Genomic DNA, 19,051 nt, shown 5'->3' on the forward strand with positions numbered 1-19,051 from the left:
GCCGCGTGTGCGGCCGGCATCAACTTGCCGGCGCCTAGCGGTCCGGAAACTCGCGTCCACCGTGGGTCGGCGAACCGACCAGCTGGAAGTTGAGATCGCCCGGGTCGACCGTGGCTGTCGCCGGCAGCAGACTCAGGGCGGTCGCGTTCAGCTGGAACGTGTTGACGTTGTTCAACGCGATTGCCAGACGGCCGTTCTGCTCGAAGGTGACCGGCCCGACCAGATTCACCGTGATCGGCTGCTGGTTCAGTGCCACGCCCTGGCCATCCGGGGCGTTGGCAACGAGTGTCAGCGAGGCGGTGAAGCAGGGTTCGAAGTCGTACGGCTGACCGTTGATGGAGCCCTCGCACTTCTCGACGATGTAGCCCGACTGGGTTCCATCGGTATTGTCGTCATTCGGGAAGCGCAGCAGCACGCGGCCGGTCTGCAGGGGCTCATCGCCCAGCAGGCCGGCAGTGAGCGTGCCCACCAATTGGTCAACCAGGTTCTGTAGCAGGCCGGGGACATCACTGACCGGCGTGTCTGAATTGATCAGGCCGGCGAGCGTATTGCCCAACGGCGCCGTCAATTCATTGCCCTGAAGCCCGGCGATCACATCGATCGGTGCGGGTGACTGATCGCTGTCTTCACCATCGCCCAGCAGCCCGCCGACAACGCCGGTCACTGCGCCGACGATCTGGTTGAGCGGACCGGTGACATTGTCGAGATTGCCGGTCGGTGTGCTGCCGTCCATGCCACCGTTGAGCAACTGGTCGAGAAGCCCCGTGAGCTGATTGACGCCCAGCGCCGTGGTCAGCGCCTGTGCAAGAGCATCTGCGCTGATATTGATGCTGGTCAGCGAATTGATACCGCCTGGCAGCAGCGACACGCGAATGCACTCATCCGGCGTATTGCCGATGGCGCTTGAGCCATCGTCATTCGTCACGTCGTCGAGCACAGAACAATCGTCGAGCGTATCGCGGATCGCGATCGGACGTGCCAGCGACAGATAGGAGCCGAAGCTGCCGTCGGGCTGCTCGCCGGTGATCGGAATCGTCTGGCCGAGCAGGCTGGCGGACAGCGCGATACGAGTCCGGTTGCCCGGCTGGGCGACCTCGCCATCGTCGAACTGGCCGTTTCCGTTGGTATCGGACTCGGGCAGCGTGAACTGATTGGCGTAGTAGTCGTCAGTCGCATCGACCGCGTCGAATGGGATCACGATATCCGGACCGCCCGCATTGGCTTGGCCCATCGACTGCGGCGTCGAGCCGGTGCCGTTGAGCGGGTCCGTGTTCAGCGCGTCGCCGTTGCCGTCGACGATCTGATTGCTGCACGACGAACCGTCGGTGCCGCATACCACGATCCAGTAGCGCATGCCCGCCTCGAAAGGCTGGGCCGGTCGGAAGCTGAAGCCACGCGTGAAGTCGCCGTCGCGATTCGCCAGAGCGATCTCGCCGTCGACGGCGCCAACGCATTGGCCACTGCCGTCCATCTGCTGTACTGCAACCGTCGCGGAGGTTTCGGTGTTGGCATCGCCGCTGCCGCTGGTCAGGCAGCCGTTCGCAAGGACGATGGAGTCACTCGCGACGAGCTTGGAGAAAAACGCATCGACGGCGACGTTCGCCGGGTTCTGGAACACGGCGAAGTCTTCCGAGGGCAGACTGTTGCCGTCGTCGTCGGTGCCCGGCATATCACCCGAACAATGGCCGGCATTGTCGCCGCCGCTGGTGAAGTCACCGCCTTCGAGCGCGCAGGGAATACCCGGCGTCAGCGTGCCGAGCAGCGGCGGTGTCGGATCGGTCGCCACCTGTGGCTCGGTACGGAATGCGATGGTCTGGCCCGGGCCGAACGCGTTCTCGAAAGACACCGGGTTACCGGCGAGATCCTTCAGCGTGTCGCTGTTGTTCAGCCGGATACTGTAGTTCGTGGCAGGGTCCAGTGGAGCGGTCGGGTCAATGACCACGCTGAAGCCTTCCACGCGATAGGTGGCATCGACCACGCCGTTGCTGCTGGCCAACTGAATGCTGGCGGCATTCACGCTCTGCGGGTCGAGCGGCTCGCTGAAGGTGATCGCCGGGCTGGATTCGATTGGGAAACTGTTAACGAACGGCGGCGTCAGCCCACCGGAGTTCAGCACCTGATTGCAGACCTGCTCCGGGAACGCAATCGGCGAGGAACCGGTCTGGGCAAACGTGGCGTTGTAGGCCGGTGAACCGAACACGTACAGACAAGCGCTGGGAGATTGCGCGGTGACGATCGGTGCGACGACGTCATCTTCGAGTTCGGGTTGATCGTTGGAATCCGCGGCCAGGGTCAGCGTCAACTCGAAATCAACGGTCGCATCGTCTGTACGATTGACGTTGATCGGGAAGGTGCCGAGTGTGGAAATACGCAGATCGCCGTTGTCCTGCGGGATCGCCAGACCCGAAGCCTGGATGTTGAGTGCGCTCTGGTTGAACACGCCGTTGGCCAGAGACTGGATCACGAACTGGCGGAAGGCATCCGAACCCGGCTGACCGGCCATCGCGGTGATCAGCGTGCCGATGCCCAGGTCGAAGCGCAGGCGCACCGCCGTCGGCGTTTCGATATTGCGGTAGTCGTTGGCCATCAGATAGACGTCGACATCGTTGATGAAGTTGACGTCGATCGGTCCACTCGGGTTGATCGGGGTTTCCACGTCGCCGTTGAGGAACAGGCGCAGACCGGTCAGCTGGAATTTCTGGCCGCCGCGGATGGTGGCCGGGATGGTGTCGCCGAAGCCGGACATGCCGGGCTGCGCGAGGATGGTCTCGACGCCGCCGCGCTGGGGCGAGGCACTCGCAGGCTGATCGTTCGAACCGATCAACTGCGAGGAGATGTTGACGTTGTTGACCGCCAGCCCGTTCAGGTTATTGTCCGGCAGATCGTCGATGCTGTCCGCCGACGGCGTCAGTGCGAGCGTCTGGGGAATGACGTTGCCTGCGCTGAGCACCTTGCGCTCGACGCTGTAACTATCCAGGGATTTCCCGAACTGCGATGTGACGTCGCCACTGAGTGCGATCGTATAAGTGCCGGGTGCGAGATCCTCGGTCGGATCGAACACCAGGTAACGGCCAAGCGCAGTGATCCGGGCATCGGTGACTTTTCCGTCCGGACCGGTGACCGTGAAGGTATCGGCATTGACCGTGGCCGGATCGACCGGCTCGTTCAGCCGCACGCGGATGGCGTTGAACTGGGTGAACACCGACTGGCGACCGGTCACCGGGTTGATTTCACCCGGCGTGGTCTCGACGACCTGGAAGTCGCCGGCCGCTGGACGGCCCTCGATCGGACGCGTGGTGAATTGGAGCAGCGTCTGACCGTCGTTGAACGCGGTGTTGCCGCCAGAGATCGAACGCGTGGCGACCACCGAATACGTCGTATTGGGAAGCAGATCGCCGTTGGGGGTCAACCGGAGAATATTGGGCTGATCGTCGTCCTTTTCGACGGTGATGCCGGGCTGTGCCGTCTGGCCGTCGACCTGCAGTTCGAGCGCATTCTCGGTGCCGCCCGAGACACTGCCGTCAAAGGTGACGACCATCTGGCTGTCGAGGACGACGTCCTGCTGGCCGTTGAACGGATAGGAAAAGGCCAGCCCCTGCGGCGTTACGTCGCCACGCGGATTGGCCGAGCCGTTGTCGCCTCCGCCGCCGCTGGAACAGGCGCTCATGACGACAGCCGATACGGCCAGTAAGACGAAAGCGGCGATACGCTTTGCGCTGGGCGCGCGCGAGACCGTATCCCCTGCGTGTAGTGCGCTGGCGCGACCGTTGGACGGTCGGGCGCCACGCATTCCAGACGAATGCACGAATTGCACGGCTGATTCTCCCTTGGATGAGCGCATCGATTGCGACACGCGTTCTTTTTAGAATACCCCGTTCCGACAATAAACGAGATGGAAATGCGGCGCCAGATGTCCGCGCGAAAATACTGATTACAATCGGAATCTGCCGCATCGCAGCATTATGAACGACCGGTCGGTCGAGCCGCGGAAGCGCCGATGGAAACAGGGTTCTGTCGTTGTATGACGACATTCGGGACAGGGTGACCGCCGGGCACGAAGCCGCCGTGCGCCGTCGCCGCAAAAGCTGTCGGCCGGCGCGCACGCGCATAACCGCGCACGCACGCGCACCGGTTCGCTATGACACACGTACCCGGCGGGTCCCGCCCCGCCGGGTGTTCAACGATAAGGGCTCAAGCAGCGCAGGAGCGGGAATCGTCTTGTTTGGCGATGGCCGACTGCATTTCGGCCGGATCGAAGTCGTCGACACGGATCACAGCCATCTGCAGCGCATACAGCTCGCGCATCCGTTCGAGCTCTTCGGAGCCCAGCGTGCCGTTGTCCCCGGCCTGCTCGATCTGGTCGCGCGGATGATCGGCGGTAATCGTGCCGTCCTTGCGCGCCTTGACAAGTCTTGCCTGCAGATCTGCGCAGTCGAGCGTGGCCTGCATGGCGCGTTCGAACAAAGCAGTACCCTCTTCGGCTTTGGTCTGGGAGATATAACAACGCGGGGTGAGCCGGTCGCGCACTGCGCCGGGCTGCTGCAATATCGCCGCGATTCGCTGGCCGAGGCCATCGCCCGGGGTGCGGGCTGTGCGGCCGAGCGGAAAGATCAACACGCCGGCCAGCCAGGCAGCCGGACGGTTCGGTAGATGTCGAATCACACCGGCAAGCGCGGTTTCGATATCAGCGAACGCCTGTTCGCAGACCCACTCGACCAACGGCAGATCCTCGTCATGGCTGCCGTCTTCGGTATAGCGTTTGAGCGTGGCACTGGCGATATACAGATTCGACAGCACATCGCCAAGCCGCCCCGATAGGGATTCGCGGAATTTCAGGCTGCCGCCGAGCGTGGCCATCGCGATATCCGACAACAGTGCCAGATTAGCCGAGTAGCGGTTCATCGCCTGATAGTGACGGGCCAGGGCCGGATCGGCGCCGGTCACACTGCCACGCCCACCGGTGATGCCCATCACCAGCGAACGGGCGGCCGCCGACAGATCGTGGCCGACATGGGCATAGAACAACCGGTCGAAGTCGTTCAGGGCGGCGCTGCGATCGCTGTTCTGTGCCGCAGCGATTTCATCGAGCACGTAGGGGTGACAGCGGATGGCCCCCTGGCCGTAAATCATCATCGACCGGGTGAGTATATTGGCGCCTTCGACGGTAATATTCACCGGCGCCGCCTGAAAACTGCGGGCCACCGGATTCGATGGTCCAAGCATGACGGCCTTGCCTGCGTGCACGTCCATCGCGTCCTTGGCCACGGCCTGACTCAGGGTGGTCACATGGTATTTGGCAATCGCCGAGGCCACGGACGGCTTTTCGCCGAGATCCACCGCGTTGGCGGTGAACCGGCGTACCGATTCGCAGGCATAGGTGCGACCTCCGATACGGGCCAGTGCTTCCTGTACACCTTCGAAGGCGCCGATGGAGACATTGAACTGGCGTCGGATGACCGCGTATGCGCCGGTCAGGCGTGCGTTGCCGATGGCGTCGCCGGCCGAGCCGGAGGGCAGCGAAATGGATCGCCCGACCGACAGGCATTCCATGAGCATCCGCCAGCCCTGGCCGATCATCTTCTGGCCGCCGATGATGAACGACAGGGGCACGAACACCTCGTCTCCCCAGGTCGGGCCATTCTGGAACGGCGCGCTGGCCGGGAAATGCCGTCGCCCGGTATGGACGCCTTCCAGGTCCGTGGGAACCAGCGCACAGGTCACGCCCAGTTCGCGCTGTTCGCCCAGCAAACCGTCCGGATCGTACATCTTGAACGCCAGGCCCAGGACAGTGGCCACCGGCGCCAGCGTGATGTAGCGCTTGTTCCATGTGAGCTTCATGCCCAGCACCTCTTCGCCTTGCCACTGGCCGCGACACACCACGCCGCGATCGGGAATCGCGCCCGCGTCGGACCCGGCGAACGGGCTGGTCAGGCCGAAGCAGGGGATCTCTTGGCCGCGCGCCAGTCGCGGGAGGTAGTGGTCCTTCTGCTCGTCGGTGCCGTAGTGCATGAGCAGCTCGGCAGGCCCTAAGGAGTTCGGCACGGCCACGATGGGGCCAACGGTGCCACCGGCTGGCCCCGATCCGATCTTGGCCAGCACACAGGAGTGCGCATAGGCAGAAAACTCCAGGCCACCATAGCGCTTGGGAATAATCATCGCCCAGAACTTGTTGTCTTTGATGAACTGCCAAGCCTGATCGGACAGATCGCCCTGTTCGTAGGTGATCTTCCATTCGTCGCACAGATCCAGCAGCTGCTGGACCGGGCCGTCCAGAAACGCCTGTTCTTCGTCGGACAGCTCGGCCTGTGGCAGCTTGTCCAGGCGCCGCCAGTTCGGCGTGCCCGAGAACATTTCGCCTTCCCACCAGACGCTGCCGGCGTCCAGTGCGGTCTGTTCGGTCGCGGAGATGGTAGGCAGAACCTGACAGAACAGATCGAGCGCCGGACGGGTGATCCAGGGTTTGCGGATCGCCGTAATGTTCAACGGCACGGCAATCGCGGCAAACACCAGCCAGAGGAACAAGCCCACGCCGAAGCCCGTGCTCGTGAGTGTGCACACGGCCAGCAACGCAGCCAGCGTGATCGTGACAGTGCGCAGGCTGACCCGGTGGTAGGCCAGGGCGAGTCCGGCGGCGATGAACAGTACGATCCAGGCGATAGCGAGCATGGCAGAACACTCCGTAGCCGGCGACGCGGCCGGCGCTGCGACTTTATTTCGAGCATAGGCCGGGATCTGCGGGCTCGCAAATCCGGCCGTCGCCGACTCAGCCGGAGCCGCGGGCGGCCAGGAATGTATCGATTTGATCGGCAATGCGGTCGGGCTGCTCGATATGCAGCATATGGCCGCAGGCGGGTATCACTGCATGGGTCACATCGGCGAAGCAGGCGCGGCGGCGGGCCATCTCCTGTGCATCGCTGATCCATCGCATGAATGAATCGGCCGCATCCAGACACAGTACGCGCGCCTCGACGCTTCGCCAGAGCGCCATGGCTTCGTCGAGCCGAAAGCCGTAGGGGAACGTCACCCGGTGCCAGACGTCGTGGCGCATGCGCCGACGCGCATCGACGGCCGAGACGGGCGATGACCACTGGCTGGCCAGGGCAAGGCGCTGGGCCTCGCTCAGTTCGGGGTAACGCTTGCCGATTCGGGCGGCGATCGCCTCGACGTCATCGTAAACGCGTTCCTGGGGCGGCCGCTGCTTGGCATCGAGCCAGCGCCGATAGCGCGAGGGGGTATCGGCCGGGTCGGCATCCGGTACGTTGAGGCTGTCGAGGGTAATCAGGTGCGACACGCGCGTCGGGCGTACGCCGGCATACTGGCTGGCTACTTGGCCGCCCATGCTGTGGCCGACCAGTACCACCGCGCGATCGCGTTCGGGCACGCAGTCGACGATGAGTCGTTCCAGATCGACCAGATATTCGGGGAACCAGTAGGTGTCGGCCAGCGCGCCGGTGTCTCCATGGCCGCGCCAATCCGGCGCAATGAATCGAAAATGCCCGGGCCGACGCTTGTCCATGGCCTGCGCCAGTGCATCGAAACTCGCACCGGTATCCATCAGCCCGTGCAGCAGGAACACCGGGATCGCATCCGGCGGCCCTGCCTCGCGCACGGCGTAAGACAGCGCACCGACCGGTACATATCGGGTATGGAAAGCGATCGTCATGGCGCAGCGTCTGCCTCTGGAGAGGCCGTGGCCTGGCGGGCAAAGAACAGCGCGAGCGAGCCGAGAATCAGCACGATCGCCAACAGCGTGGCGTGGGCCGGGGACTCGCCCAGCAGCCACCAGGCCCAGAGCGTGCCGAACACCGTTTCGAGCAGCATCAGCAGGCTGACCTCGGCGGCCGGCAGATAGCGTGGGCCCGAGCCGATCAGGCCGAACGCGGTCGGCAGCACCACGGCCAGCGCAGCTACCACGGCGATATCCTGCGGCCCGGCGGCCATCGGACTGGCCGGCAGCCAGGCGATCAGCATCATCAGCAGTCCGGCACCGGCCAGCCCGGGCAGGGTATCGCCATTGCCGGTCGCCCGCATGATCACGAACGCGCCGCCAAACGCTGCGGCTGTGGCAATACCGGCCAGCCGGCCGCTGCTGTCGCCGGTGCCGCCGATGGCGATCAGGAACAGGCCCGCGGCGATCGCGATCGATACGACCCAGACCCTCAGCGGCACCCGCTCGCCCAGAAACAATGCGCTGAACAGTGCGGCAAAGATCGAGGCCGTAGCCAGGCATCCCAGTGTATCCGCCACGCCGGTATGGGCCAGTGCGGTCACGAAGCCGAAATTACTGGCCGCGAACAGCAACGCCAGCCCCCAGCCGGCAGGCTGGCGCAGCTGTGCGAACGCGCGGCCCAGACCACGGTCGCGCAGCCCGATGAACAGGAACAGGCCCACGCCCATGGCCAGGCCGCGATAGAACAGGGTCGTGGCCGTATCGGTGTCCAGCAGTCGAATGAGAATTGCGTCCGGGCTGAGTACGAGTACGCCGCCGCCGGTAAGCAGCATGCCGTGTAGCCGGGTGTTCAACGTCATGTTGCAACCCGGCGTTCGGCCCGGGCTGGGCTCAGTGGACGGGATACTCGCAGGCGTCGACCAGCCGGTGGATGAAACGCAGCTTCTCGTAGGCCGCGGCCGGCAACACGAACGGGTAGGCATCGGGCAGCCCCATGCTCCGATTGACCGCGTTCATGCCGATCGCGAGATAAGTCCAGCGATGGGTCAGGGCGTCGAAATCGTGCGCGTTGCGTTGCCAGGGCGGCGGCTTGATCAATTCGTATTCGGTCGCCGTCTCCAGCGTATCCCGCATGTGCAGATAGTGTGCCCACGATTCGGCCCAGTCCTCCCAAGGGTGGGCTGAAGCATAGGGCGTAACAAAGCGTTGATGCCAGTCCGACGGCGCGCCCTGACGATAATGACGGCTCAAGGCCTGACCGTAGTCGGCGCGTTCGTCACCGAACAGGCCGCGGTATTCGTCGATGGCTGGGGTGGCGCGTACCAGATGCTCCCAGTAATAGTGGCCGATCTCGTGACGGAAATGTCCTAACAGGGTTCTGTAGTGCTCGCCCATCTGTTCGCGCATGCGCGCGCGGGCGACGTCGTCGGCCTCGGCGATATTGATGGTGATCACGCCATTGGCATGACCGGTCGTGACCCGAGCCTGGCCGGCCAGCGGTTCGATGAACTCGGTCTGCGCATCGCGATCGGCCAGAAAATCGAACGCCAGACCGTAATCGGGATCCCTGTCGCGACCGACGATCGGCAGTCCCAGGGAGATCAGATTGCACACCAGATGACGCTTGGCCGCCTCCAGCCTGGCCCAGAGGGCATGATGTCGGGGCACGCTCAGATCGGGGATCGTACGGGTCAGCCGACAGGCGCGGCACTGTCGATGGGGCGCATCGTCGGGGACCAGCCAGTTGCAGATGTCGTGTTTCTCATAGTTTTCGCATAGACGGTAGATACGCCCTTGTACGCTGCCGGCCGCCGGTACCTGCCAACGGCCGTCGCCCAGTGGCTCGATAGCGGTCAGACGCCCGGCCTCGGCGGCGAAACCCAGCCGCCGCCGGCAGCGCAGACACTGGGTGTTATTGAAATAGATCGAGTTGCCGCACTGACAGTAGAAATCGCGCATGGAGCGTATCCGGCCGTGAAGACCCAGGAAGGAAAGTGGCGCTGGCTGGCGTCAGAGCTCGAAATACCGCACTCGCAGCGCATCGTTGAAGCGGTTGAGTTCGATCTGCATGCGATCGAGGAATTCGCTCAAGCGATGGCCCGACAGCCGGCTGAAGTCGGCGTTGGACAGTACGCCGATCGCGTCATGCAGCCGATCGGCACAGGCACCCGGCGCGGGCAGTCGGGCCAGGCGTGCCTCGGCCTGGTGCAGACAAAAGCGGGTCGAGCGCGGGAATGCCATATCCGAGAGCAGAAAACGCACCACCGAGGCGCCGCTGACGCGCGAGCGCACGTGCCGACGATACATCTGGAAAGCGCTCAATGATTTGAGCACGCTGATCCACTGCACGGTCTGATACGGCTGCAGATCAGCGTGGTCGTCGATGAGCAGATCGCTGCTGCGTACGTCGATCACACGGGTCGTCATATCGGCCCGTTCGATAGAGAGGCCCAGCCAGAGCATGTCGTAGGCGGCATCGCGGCTCATGCCCGATTCGATCTGGCCGGCGGTCAGGCGCACGGTACGCACCACGCGGTCCATCACCCGGCTGCGTGCCAGCCGTCTTTCGATCTGCTGACCCTCGTCGGCCATGAACAGATGCAATCCATTGACCTCCTCCCACACCTCCCGCGGGATCAGATCGCGCGCACTGCGCAGGTTCTCGCGGGCCATGGCTACCGAACTGGCGATAGACCCGGGATGAACGCGGTCGACGGTGAGAAAGCGCATCACGCTGGTCTCGGTGCCGTCGGGGTAGCGCTGGCCGAACAGATCGTCGGCGCCGACGATCTCTACAAGGGCGCGCCAGTCGAACTCGGTCTGGCGCGGCAGATCCAGCAGCAGCAGGGTGGTCGCGTTGATCAGGCGCGCGCTGGATTCGGCACGCTCCAGATAACGCCCGGCCCAGAACAGGTTCTGTGCAAGTCGTGACAGCATGGTCTCAAGCCCCCTCGGCCGCGTCGTCCTGCACGATCCACGTATCCTTGCTGCCCCCGCCCTGGGAGCTGTTGACCACCAGAGAGCCTTCGCGCAGCGCCACCCGGGTCAGCCCGCCCATGGTCACGAAGCCGGGCCCGCCCGGTCGAGACACGATGAACGGTCGTAGATCGACGTGGCGCGGCGCAGCATGACCATCGATGAGCGTGGGGGCGGTGGATAGATCCAGCGTGGGCTGGGCCATGTAGTTGCGCGGGTTGCGTTTGATCAGGTCGGCGAACTGGGCCCGCTCGGCCTCGGTGGCCCGCGGGCCGATGAGCATGCCGTAGCCGCCGGACTCGTTGGCCGGTTTGACCACGAGTTTGTCCAGATTGTCGAGCACGTAGGCGCGCTGATCGGCGTCCATGCACAGATAGGACGGGACGTTCGGCAGCTCAGCTTCCTCGCCGAGATAGTAGCGAATGATCTCCGGGACGAAGGCATAGACGACTTTGTCGTCGGCCACGCCGGCACCGGGTGCGTTGGCGATCGCCACGTTGCCCGCACGCCAGGCGCGCATCAGCCCCGGCGTACCAAGCATGGAGTCGGATCGAAACACCTCCGGGTCGATGAAGGCGTCGTCCACGCGCCGGTAGATAACGTCCACGCGTTGGGCGCCGAAGATCGTGCGGGCATAGACACAATCGTCGCGATCGACATACAGATCGCTGCCCTGGACCAGCTCCGCACCCATCTGGCCGGCGAGCCAGACATGCTCGAAGAACGCCGAGTTGTAGACGCCCGGTGTCATCAGCGCCACGTTGGGCGTGATATCCGGGCGAGGAGACAGGGCATTGAGGGCATCCAGCAGTTCACTGGCGTAGTCGTCGACGGGCAGGATCGTGTGCTGTTCGAACAGCTCCGGGAACACTCGTTTGGAAACCAGGCGGTTCTCGACCATGTACGACACGCCCGAGGGTACGCGCAGGTTGTCCTCGAGGACGTAAAAGTCGCCGTTGCCGTCGCGGACCAAGTCGGAACCACAGATATGCGCCCAGATATCGCCCGGCGGCCGGATGCCGACGCATTCGGGTCGGAAGTTGACCGACTGCTCCAGCACCTCACGCGGGAAGACGCCGTCGGCGATGATCGCCTGATCGCCGTACAGATCGGCGATGAACATGTTCAGTGCGGTGACCCGCTGGATCAGCCCATCTCGAACCCGCTGCCATTCGGATTCTCCGATGGTGCGTGGCAGCACATCGAACGGCCAGGCACGATCGATCATCCCTGCATCGGAATACACCGTGAAGGTGATGCCCATCGACTTGATCGACAGATCGGCCGCCGTGCGGCGGTTGAGCAGCTCCGGCGCGCCGAGTTCGCCGAGCTGTCGGATGAGCGAGCGGGCCGACACGCGGGGCAGGCCGTTGTCGTCGAACAGCTCGTCGAAGAAACCTGGGCTTCGATAGCCTTGCCAGAAGTCGTTCATGGAATAGTCACACGCAATCGTTGCATGCCTAGATTAGCGCCATTTTCTATGCAATGGGCGCGCCATGGTCTGCTAGACTCCGCGTCTTGTTTCTCACGCGATGAACAGCATGGCGGGCACCAGCACTGCGACAGACAGCGGCGTCGTTTTCAAGGGTCGGATGATGACGCTGACCGTGCTCGAGATGCGTGAGACCGACAGCGACCGTATCGCCCAGCTCATCGCTGATCAGCTGCGTCGCACGCCGGGGTTTTTCTCGCGCATGCCGGTACTGTTGTCGCTGCCCGAAGCGTTGCCCGATCTGGCCGATGTAGCGCGCATCCTGCGCGAAGTCGGGCTGGTACTGGTCGGCGTGCTCGATCCGAGCGAAGAGGCAAGCCTGGCCGCACAGCGCGCCGGTTTGGGCGTGATCGCTTCGCCGGCCCGCGGCAACAGCGCGGCCGCGGGGCGCCCCGCCGAGCCGCAGCGTGCGCCCGAACGCGCCGACGCCGGGCCGGGCGGTTCGACCCGGACCCCGAGCCGGCTGGTGACACGGCCGGTCCGCTCGGGCCAGCAGATCTACGCTCGGGGCGGCGATCTGGTCATCGCCTCGTCGGTGAGCGAGGGTGCGGAAGTGCTTGCCGACGGCCATATCCATATTTACGGGGCGCTGCGTGGCCGGGCGTTGGCCGGAGCCAGCGGGGATACCGAAGCACGAATATTCTGCCGGCGATTCGAACCCGATCTGGTTGCGATCGCCGGCTGCTACAAGGTGGCCGACGCCATCGACGAGGACGTACGCTCCAAAACGGTACAGGTCACCCTGGAGCACGACAACTTGACTATAGAATTGCAGGAGTAGCGAGTGGCAAAAACGATCGTCGTCACGTCCGGTAAAGGCGGGGTCGGCAAGACCACCACCGCGGCGTCATTTGCAACGGGCCTGGCCATGCGTGGCCACAAGACCATCGTCATCGATTTCGACGTGGGCTTGCGGAACCTCGACCTCATCATGGGGTGTGAGCGTCGCGTGGTCTTCGACTTCATCAACGTCATCCAGGGCGAGGCCAATCTGAAGCAGGCCATGATCCGCGACAAGCGGGTCGAGAATCTCTATATCCTTGCCGCATCGCAGACCCGTGACAAGGATGCGCTGGCGCTGGAGGGGGTGGAGCGAACGCTCAACAAGCTGGCCGAGGAATTCGACTATATCGTCTGCGATTCACCGGCCGGTATCGAGACCGGTGCGATCATGGCCATGTATTTCGCCGACGAGGCGCTGGTGGTCACTAACCCGGAAGTCTCCTCGGTGCGCGACTCCGATCGCGTGCTCGGCATGCTGTCGTCCAAGACCAAGCGTGCCAAGGAAGGCGGCGAGCCGGTCAAGGAGCATCTGGTGGTCACACGTTACGCTCCGAACCGGGTTGGCAAGGGCGAGATGCTCTCGCTGGGCGACGTGAATGACATCCTGGGTATCCCGCTGCTCGGCGTGATTCCGGAATCGGAAACGGTGCTCAATGCATCGAACTCGGGCATGCCGGTGGCGCTGGAAGACAACGCCGATGCTGGCCAGGCTTATCTGGATATGGTGGCGCGCTTTCTCGGCGAGAATCGTCCGATGCGCTTCACCGAAGCGAAGAAAGGCTTTCTCGATCGCCTGATGGGGAGATAAACCATGGGTTGGCTCGACGTATTCCGTTCCGAAAAGAAGGGCTCGGCAAGCATGGCCAAGGAGCGGCTTCAGCTCGTGGTCGCCCATCGGCGAAGCGGCGGGGGCGATCACCCGGCCTATTTTCCCGAGTTGCAGCGCGATCTGCTGGCCGTTCTACGCAAGTACATCGAAGTCGGCGACGAAGCCGTGCAGATGGAAATCGAGCGCGAGGGCGATCTCGAAGTGCTCGAGCTCAACATCACGCTGCCGGATTCGCGTCACTGACCAGAATCCGAGGCGATTGAAAGCAGTCGCGCCAGACATATGTAAAAATACCCATTTTCGCTAGGAGATGGGTGATGGCGACGACGCAGCAGACATACGACTACGTGATCGTGGGCGGTGGATCGGCTGGCTGTGTGCTGGCCAACCGCCTCTCTGCGGATCCCGACGTCTCCGTCTGCCTGCTCGAGGCCGGGCCAGCCGACTGGAACCCGCTGATCCATATTCCCATCGGCATCATCGGGCTGATGTGGTCGAAACTGTTCAACTGGGCGTACTACACCGCACCGCAGAAACATATGGGCGGCCGCGAGATGTTCTGGCCCCGTGGAAAGACGCTCGGTGGCTCGAGTGCAATCAACGCCCAGTGTTATACGCGCGGCAACGCCTGGGACTACGACCAGTGGGCGGAGTTGGGCAATCGGGGCTGGGGTTATCGCGATATGCTCGGCTATTTCCGCAAGTCCGAGCGTTTCGAGAACGGCGAGAACGAGTATCATGGCGCCGACGGTGGCTACACGGTGAGCAACCTGCGCCACGTCAACCCGCTCAGTCGCGCCTTTATCGAATCCGCGGTGGCCTGCGGCTATCGACGTAATGACGATTTCGGCGGTGCCACGGAGCAGGGCTTCGGGCTGTACAACGTGGCCCAGAACAACGGCCGCCGCTGCAGCAACGCCGATGCGTTTCTCCACCCGATCGCGCATCGGGACAATCTAACGGTCATCACGCGCGCGCGTGCGAAGAAGATTCTGATCGAAGGCAAGCGGGCAGTAGGTGTGGCCTACAGGAAAGGCCGGTTCGGCGGTGACCGCCATCTGACCGCGAAGCGGGAAGTGCTGCTATGCGGCGGCGCGATCAATTCTCCGCAGCTGCTGATGCTTTCGGGCGTCGGCCCGCGCGTCGAGCTTGAAACCCACGCCATTCCCGTTGTCCATGCGCTCGAAGGCGTGGGACAGAATCTCCAGGACCATCTCGACGTCAGCGTGATCGATATCGAGAAAACCCGGCTCAGTCTGCGGCTGGGACCAAGGTTTCTGCTGGTCGATGCGCCCCGGGCCATCTGGCAGTATTTCGTTCATGGTCGCGGTCAGCTGACCAGCAATGTCGCCGAAGCCGGGGGCTTTCTCAGCAGTTCCGACGATGAGCGTCTGGCTGACATGCAGCTGCATTTCATTGCCACGATCGAACAGGATCACGGCCACAATCTGTGGAATACGATCAAGCATCACGGCTATACGCTGCGCATCTGCGATCTAAGGCCCAGGTCTCGAGGCCACGTGGGTCTTCGCAGCGCCGATCCCATGGCCGACGCGTATATCGACCCGAATTATCTGGCCGAGCCCGAAGACCTGGCCCAGCTGGTCAAGGCCGTCAAGATCGCGCGACGCATCATGCGCGCCGAGCCGCTGGCCAGCCATCGATCGGGCGAACTCGAACCCGGCGATTCCGTTCAGGACGATGCCACGATCGAGGCTTATATTCGTGAGCGGGCCGAAACCATCTACCATCCGGTGGGCACCTGTCGAATGGGCCATGACGATCGGGCCGTGGTCGATGACCGGCTACGGGTTCACGGACTCGACGGTTTGCGCGTGGTCGATGCCTCGATCATGCCGACGCTGGTGGGTGGCAATACCAACGCGCCGACCACGGCCATCGCCGAAAAGGCTGCCGATATGATCCGCGAAGATGCACGAGCTTGACCGACCGCCGCTTCGGCTGCGCCCGGGTCAGGTCGATTCCAGGATGCTCGTGCAGTGATCGACGCAGTCGAGAAACGGGGCCAGACAGGGGTTGCGGTTGTCCGTGCTCCAGTAGATTCCCTGCTCGATTTCAGGTGCATCGTGGATCGCTCGGAACACCGCGCCGGACAGTTGCATGCGCCGCATGGATTCCGGTACGAGCGATACGCCCAGCCCCGCGGCGACCAGGTTCACGATGGTCTGCTGCAGATGGGTCTCCAGTCGGATGTTGGGCTCGAAGCCGTGGCGCGCACAGCAATGCGCGAGTGCTTCGTAGAGGGCGGGTGCGGTAGCCCGCGGAAATGTGACGAAGGGTTCGCCAGCGAGTTCGTCGACCGCGATGCGTGTCCGGTCGGCCAGCCGGTGCGTGCTCGGTAATACGGCGCAGATCGGCTCGCGGAACAGAGGACGATACTGCAGGCTCGGCCGGAGCTGGGCGGGAAAGCCGATACCGACATCGGCACGCGCACAGGCCAGTGCGTCGTCGAGCTGGCCGGGCAGGGTTTCTTCCAGCCGGATCGCGATGGCGGGTCGGTGATCGCTGAATGCGCGCACCAGCCTGGGCAACACGTTCCACGCCGCATACATGGTGAAGCCGACGCTCAGCTCGCCGCGATCACCCGCGGCCGTGGCCCGTACCGCACGCTCGGCACGATCCATGTCCTCAAGCAATTGTCGTACGTGGACATGAAAATCCGCGCCAGCGGGCGTCAGAACGACCGAGCGAGAGCTGCGCCTGAACAGTGTGACACCAAGCCGGGCCTCCAGCGCTGCGATCTGCCGGCTCAACGGCGGTTGGGTGATATTCAGTTGTCGCGCGGCTGCACCAAAGTTGAGGGTTTCGGCGACGGTCGCGAAATAACGTAGCTGGCGAAAATCCATGGGCATGCGCAAAGAGTATCGATAGGGGCGTTATATAGCATTAGACGGTATTGATCCCCACACATATCCTCGTCGGTCTCCTGTTCGCTGCATCGGTCGCCAGTTGGGTTCCGTCATCAACGTGTTGTTGCCTATCTTCGGGCTGATTCTGGCCGGTTATATCTGTCGTCGTACCCGGCGGCTGGGCGCGACCGCTGCGTCCGAACTCAACCGCTTTGTGGTCTGGCTGTGCCTGCCGGCGCTGCTGTTCGAATCCACCGCGAACGCAAGCTGGGCTGCGATATGGCATCCGGGATTCATCGCCGTGTCGGTCCTGTCCACCTTGGGCGTATTCATTCTGACACTGGCATGCCGCTTACGCGGGCCGCTAGGTCTGACGGATGCGAGCATCGACGCGCTGGGCGCCTCGTATGCCAATACCGGCTATATCGGCATCCCGTTATGTGTGCTGGTGTTGGGCGACGAAGGGCTGGTACCCGCGCTGATAGCCACGCTCGTCGTGGTGTGCGTGTTGTTCGGGGTCGCGGTCGTCTGTGTCGAGATCGGTCTGCAAGCGGAGCGCACACTGTCCCAGGCCGTGGTCAAGGTTCTATCAGCACTCGTTCGGAATCCGTTGGTCGTGGCCCCGGCCGTCGGGGGTGTGTGGGCGGCCAGCGGTTTGACGCTGATCGAGCCGGCGGCGAAATTCCTGCATCTGATGGGGCTGGCGACGACACCGTGTGCGCTGGTTTCACTGGGCGCATTTCTTGCCCAGTCGAAAGGCATTCACGCGCGGGGTGCGCCGGGACTGGTGGCGCTCAAGCTCGTGGCACAGCCGGCGTTGGCATGGGTTCTTGCCGCCTATGTGTTCGATCTGCCGCTGTTCTGGGCCCAGGCCGCTTTGCTCTTGGCCGCTCTGCCAACGGGTACCGGACCGTACATGCTCGCCGAGTTCTATCACCGCGAGGCGTCAGTGGTGTCCAGCACGATCTTGCTATCGACATTGGGCTCGCTACTGACTTTGTCATTCTGTCTGTACCTGATCGCATCCTGAGTGCGCGCAGCGGCCGGGAGGGCGCTGCGTTCGTATACTGATGCGCGCCGATGATCCGCAGCTCGCACGCTCGTCCATGCAGGGTCGGTGGATGAATAGGGCGCTTGCGTTAAAAATAAGCATAGGCTTAATATCAGCCCATGATGAAACAAACATCGCACGGGTTGACGCGCACGGATCGCATCGGCGAGCCGTCGGGATACAGGCTGCCTGGATGGCGATGGGCAGTACCGCTGCTGCTCGCGGTGGCCCTGTTCAGCGATGCCGATGTTGGCACCCTGGTGCGAGATACCCTGGCCGAAGCCTATCTCCAGGTCAGCGTATTCGTGGCAGCGACGCTGATGCTGCTTTACACGGTGGAGCAGCGCTTTTCCATCGATCTCGAAGCCCGGCTGGCCGGGGCCGGTCGAGCCCAGGTTCCGCTCGCGGCCGGGCTGGGCCTTTTGCCTGGCTGTGGCGGCGCGATCGTGGTGGTGACACAGTTCGTCAACGGACGAATGGGTTTTGGCGGGTTGGTCGCTGTATTGATTGCCACCATGGGCGACGCGGCCTTTCTGCTGATCGCCGCGGCGCCGGGAACGGCCGGCGTCGTGCTGGGTATCAGCCTGATATCCGCGCTGGTCTGCGGGTGGACAGTCGATGCAGTACACGGCCCGGGTTTTCTGCGCCCCGCGGCCACGGCGAACCGGACCGCCGTCGTTCAATACGGTGAAGCGCCAGAACGGTCGTCATGGCTCGACACCGGCTGGGTCGTGCTTTGGATCGCCGGGCTGCCGTTGGCCATCGCCATCGCACTGCAACAGGATCCGAACAGCTGGTTCGGGGGATTGTCAGATTACCAACCGGCCACCTGGTTGGGATGCAGCGGGGCGATGCTCGCGCTGATCATGTGGGCCGCGCGCGCCGATGCGGCTGCGAGCGAATGCAACGGCGCGATTCCGGGTTTGGGGCACGCGCATATAACCAGGCGATTCGGCGGTTCGCTGCGGTTACGGGCACTGGCCCGGCGCGCGCGACCCGATACGAATTTCGTGACCGTCTGGGTGGTCGCCGCGTTCCTGGTGTTCGAGCTGAGCGTTTTGTTCACGGGGACCGATCCGGCAGCCTGGTTCGATATCGCTGCGCCGCTGATGCCGTTGGCGGGGGTCGTGGTTGGTTTCATACCGGGCTGTGGCCCGCAGATTCTGCTGACCACGCTCTATCTGAGCGGCGTGGTGCCGATGTCGACGCTTGCGGCCAACGCGATCAGCAACGACGGCGATGCGCTGTTTCCGGCCTTGGCACTGGCGCCGCGGGCAGCGTTGCTGGCCACCCTGTATTCAGCCCTGCCTGCGCTGCTGGTTGGCTATGCCATGTTCCTGTACGGCGTCTAGTATCGGCCGGACGTGCGGTCGCCGGCCCG

14 protein-coding genes are annotated in these 19,051 nt (G+C 63.6%); 6 read left to right on the forward strand and 8 right to left on the reverse strand.

All coding sequences use genetic code 11. The annotated features are described in order from the left end of the window. Positions 1 to 34: 34 nt before the first annotated feature. The 7 genes from T31B1_RS14250 to T31B1_RS14280 all read right to left on the reverse strand — a co-directional run bounded on the left by T31B1_RS14250 (position 35) and on the right by T31B1_RS14280 (position 12,077). The gene (locus T31B1_RS14250; protein ID WP_353250180.1) at positions 35 to 3,667 is read right to left on the reverse strand and encodes an Ig-like domain-containing domain; all 3,633 of its coding nucleotides are present in this window, start codon (positions 3,665 to 3,667) and stop codon (positions 35 to 37) included. A 524-nt stretch (positions 3,668 to 4,191) separates the two neighbouring features. Further along, a complete protein-coding gene (locus T31B1_RS14255; protein WP_353250181.1) occupies positions 4,192 to 6,666 on the reverse strand; it encodes an acyl-CoA dehydrogenase in 2,475 nt (824 codons plus the stop codon). A gap of 97 nt (positions 6,667 to 6,763) precedes the next feature. Next, positions 6,764 to 7,663, reverse strand: coding sequence for an alpha/beta fold hydrolase (locus tag T31B1_RS14260; protein WP_353250182.1), 900 nt, complete (start codon positions 7,661 to 7,663; stop codon positions 6,764 to 6,766). After that, a complete protein-coding gene (locus T31B1_RS14265) occupies positions 7,660 to 8,529 on the reverse strand; it encodes a DMT family transporter (protein ID WP_353250183.1) in 870 nt (289 codons plus the stop codon). The genes T31B1_RS14260 and T31B1_RS14265 overlap by 4 nt, the downstream gene beginning before the upstream one ends. Positions 8,530 to 8,560: 31 nt before the next feature. Next, a complete protein-coding gene (locus T31B1_RS14270) occupies positions 8,561 to 9,628 on the reverse strand; it encodes a zinc-binding metallopeptidase family protein (RefSeq protein WP_353250184.1) in 1,068 nt (355 codons plus the stop codon). A gap of 51 nt (positions 9,629 to 9,679) precedes the next feature. Beyond that, positions 9,680 to 10,606 (reverse strand): alpha-E domain-containing protein, encoded by a 927-nt coding sequence (locus tag T31B1_RS14275; RefSeq protein WP_353250185.1) that lies wholly within the window; start codon positions 10,604 to 10,606, stop codon positions 9,680 to 9,682. Positions 10,607 to 10,610: 4 nt separating this feature from the next. Further along, positions 10,611 to 12,077: a circularly permuted type 2 ATP-grasp protein gene (locus T31B1_RS14280; protein ID WP_353250186.1), complete on the reverse strand. Its 1,467-nt coding sequence runs from the start codon at positions 12,075 to 12,077 to the stop codon at positions 10,611 to 10,613. A gap of 109 nt (positions 12,078 to 12,186) precedes the next feature. On the opposite strand from T31B1_RS14280, the gene minC reads away from it, so the two are divergent. The 4 genes from minC (at position 12,187) to T31B1_RS14300 (ending at position 15,695) form a co-directional block, all read left to right on the forward strand. Further along, positions 12,187 to 12,918 carry a septum site-determining protein MinC gene (minC, locus tag T31B1_RS14285; RefSeq protein WP_353250187.1) on the forward strand — a complete coding sequence of 244 codons (732 nt, stop codon included), beginning with the start codon at positions 12,187 to 12,189 and terminating at the stop codon, positions 12,916 to 12,918. 3 nt (positions 12,919 to 12,921) lie between these two features. Then, on the forward strand, positions 12,922 to 13,728 hold the full coding sequence (gene minD, locus T31B1_RS14290) for a septum site-determining protein MinD (protein WP_353250188.1): 807 nt from the start codon (positions 12,922 to 12,924) through the stop codon (positions 13,726 to 13,728). Positions 13,729 to 13,731: 3 nt separating this feature from the next. Next, positions 13,732 to 13,992 (forward strand): cell division topological specificity factor MinE, encoded by a 261-nt coding sequence (gene minE / locus T31B1_RS14295; protein WP_353250189.1) that lies wholly within the window; start codon positions 13,732 to 13,734, stop codon positions 13,990 to 13,992. Between the two features lie 74 nt (positions 13,993 to 14,066). Continuing rightward, positions 14,067 to 15,695 (forward strand): GMC family oxidoreductase, encoded by a 1,629-nt coding sequence (locus T31B1_RS14300; RefSeq protein ID WP_353250190.1) that lies wholly within the window; start codon positions 14,067 to 14,069, stop codon positions 15,693 to 15,695. Between the two features lie 27 nt (positions 15,696 to 15,722). Here T31B1_RS14300 and T31B1_RS14305 read toward each other — a convergent pair whose 3' ends face one another. Then, positions 15,723 to 16,622, reverse strand: a complete 900-nt coding sequence (locus T31B1_RS14305) for a LysR family transcriptional regulator (RefSeq protein WP_353250191.1) — start codon at positions 16,620 to 16,622, stop codon at positions 15,723 to 15,725. Positions 16,623 to 16,719: 97 nt separating this feature from the next. Between T31B1_RS14305 and T31B1_RS14310 the strand changes: the two genes are divergently transcribed. Together T31B1_RS14310 and T31B1_RS14315 are read left to right on the forward strand one after the other, a co-directional pair. Further along, entirely contained in the window at positions 16,720 to 17,649 is a 930-nt protein-coding gene (locus tag T31B1_RS14310; protein WP_353250192.1) for an AEC family transporter, read from the forward strand. Positions 17,650 to 17,789: 140 nt separating this feature from the next. Then, positions 17,790 to 19,022, forward strand: coding sequence for a putative manganese transporter (locus T31B1_RS14315; protein WP_353250193.1), 1,233 nt, complete (start codon positions 17,790 to 17,792; stop codon positions 19,020 to 19,022). Positions 19,023 to 19,051 lie beyond the last annotated feature (29 nt).

Origin of the sequence: Salinisphaera sp. T31B1 (assembly GCF_040361275.1) — a bacterium.
In the GTDB taxonomy this organism is placed as follows: domain Bacteria; phylum Pseudomonadota; class Gammaproteobacteria; order Nevskiales; family Salinisphaeraceae; genus Salinisphaera.

Coding starts and splice junctions, on each gene's coding strand:
- T31B1_RS14250 (WP_353250180.1), bottom strand. CDS start 3,667: ATGAGCGCCTGTTCCAGCGGCGGCGGAGGCGACAACGGCTCGGCCAAT.
- T31B1_RS14255 (WP_353250181.1), bottom strand. CDS start 6,666: ATGCTCGCTATCGCCTGGATCGTACTGTTCATCGCCGCCGGACTCGCC.
- T31B1_RS14260 (WP_353250182.1), bottom strand. CDS start 7,663: ATGACGATCGCTTTCCATACCCGATATGTACCGGTCGGTGCGCTGTCT.
- T31B1_RS14265 (WP_353250183.1), bottom strand. CDS start 8,529: ATGACGTTGAACACCCGGCTACACGGCATGCTGCTTACCGGCGGCGGC.
- T31B1_RS14270 (WP_353250184.1), bottom strand. CDS start 9,628: ATGCGCGATTTCTACTGTCAGTGCGGCAACTCGATCTATTTCAATAAC.
- T31B1_RS14275 (WP_353250185.1), bottom strand. CDS start 10,606: ATGCTGTCACGACTTGCACAGAACCTGTTCTGGGCCGGGCGTTATCTG.
- T31B1_RS14280 (WP_353250186.1), bottom strand. CDS start 12,077: ATGAACGACTTCTGGCAAGGCTATCGAAGCCCAGGTTTCTTCGACGAG.
- minC (WP_353250187.1), top strand. CDS start 12,187: ATGGCGGGCACCAGCACTGCGACAGACAGCGGCGTCGTTTTCAAGGGT.
- minE (WP_353250189.1), top strand. CDS start 13,732: ATGGGTTGGCTCGACGTATTCCGTTCCGAAAAGAAGGGCTCGGCAAGC.
- T31B1_RS14300 (WP_353250190.1), top strand. CDS start 14,067: ATGGCGACGACGCAGCAGACATACGACTACGTGATCGTGGGCGGTGGA.
- T31B1_RS14305 (WP_353250191.1), bottom strand. CDS start 16,622: ATGCCCATGGATTTTCGCCAGCTACGTTATTTCGCGACCGTCGCCGAA.
- T31B1_RS14315 (WP_353250193.1), top strand. CDS start 17,790: ATGATGAAACAAACATCGCACGGGTTGACGCGCACGGATCGCATCGGC.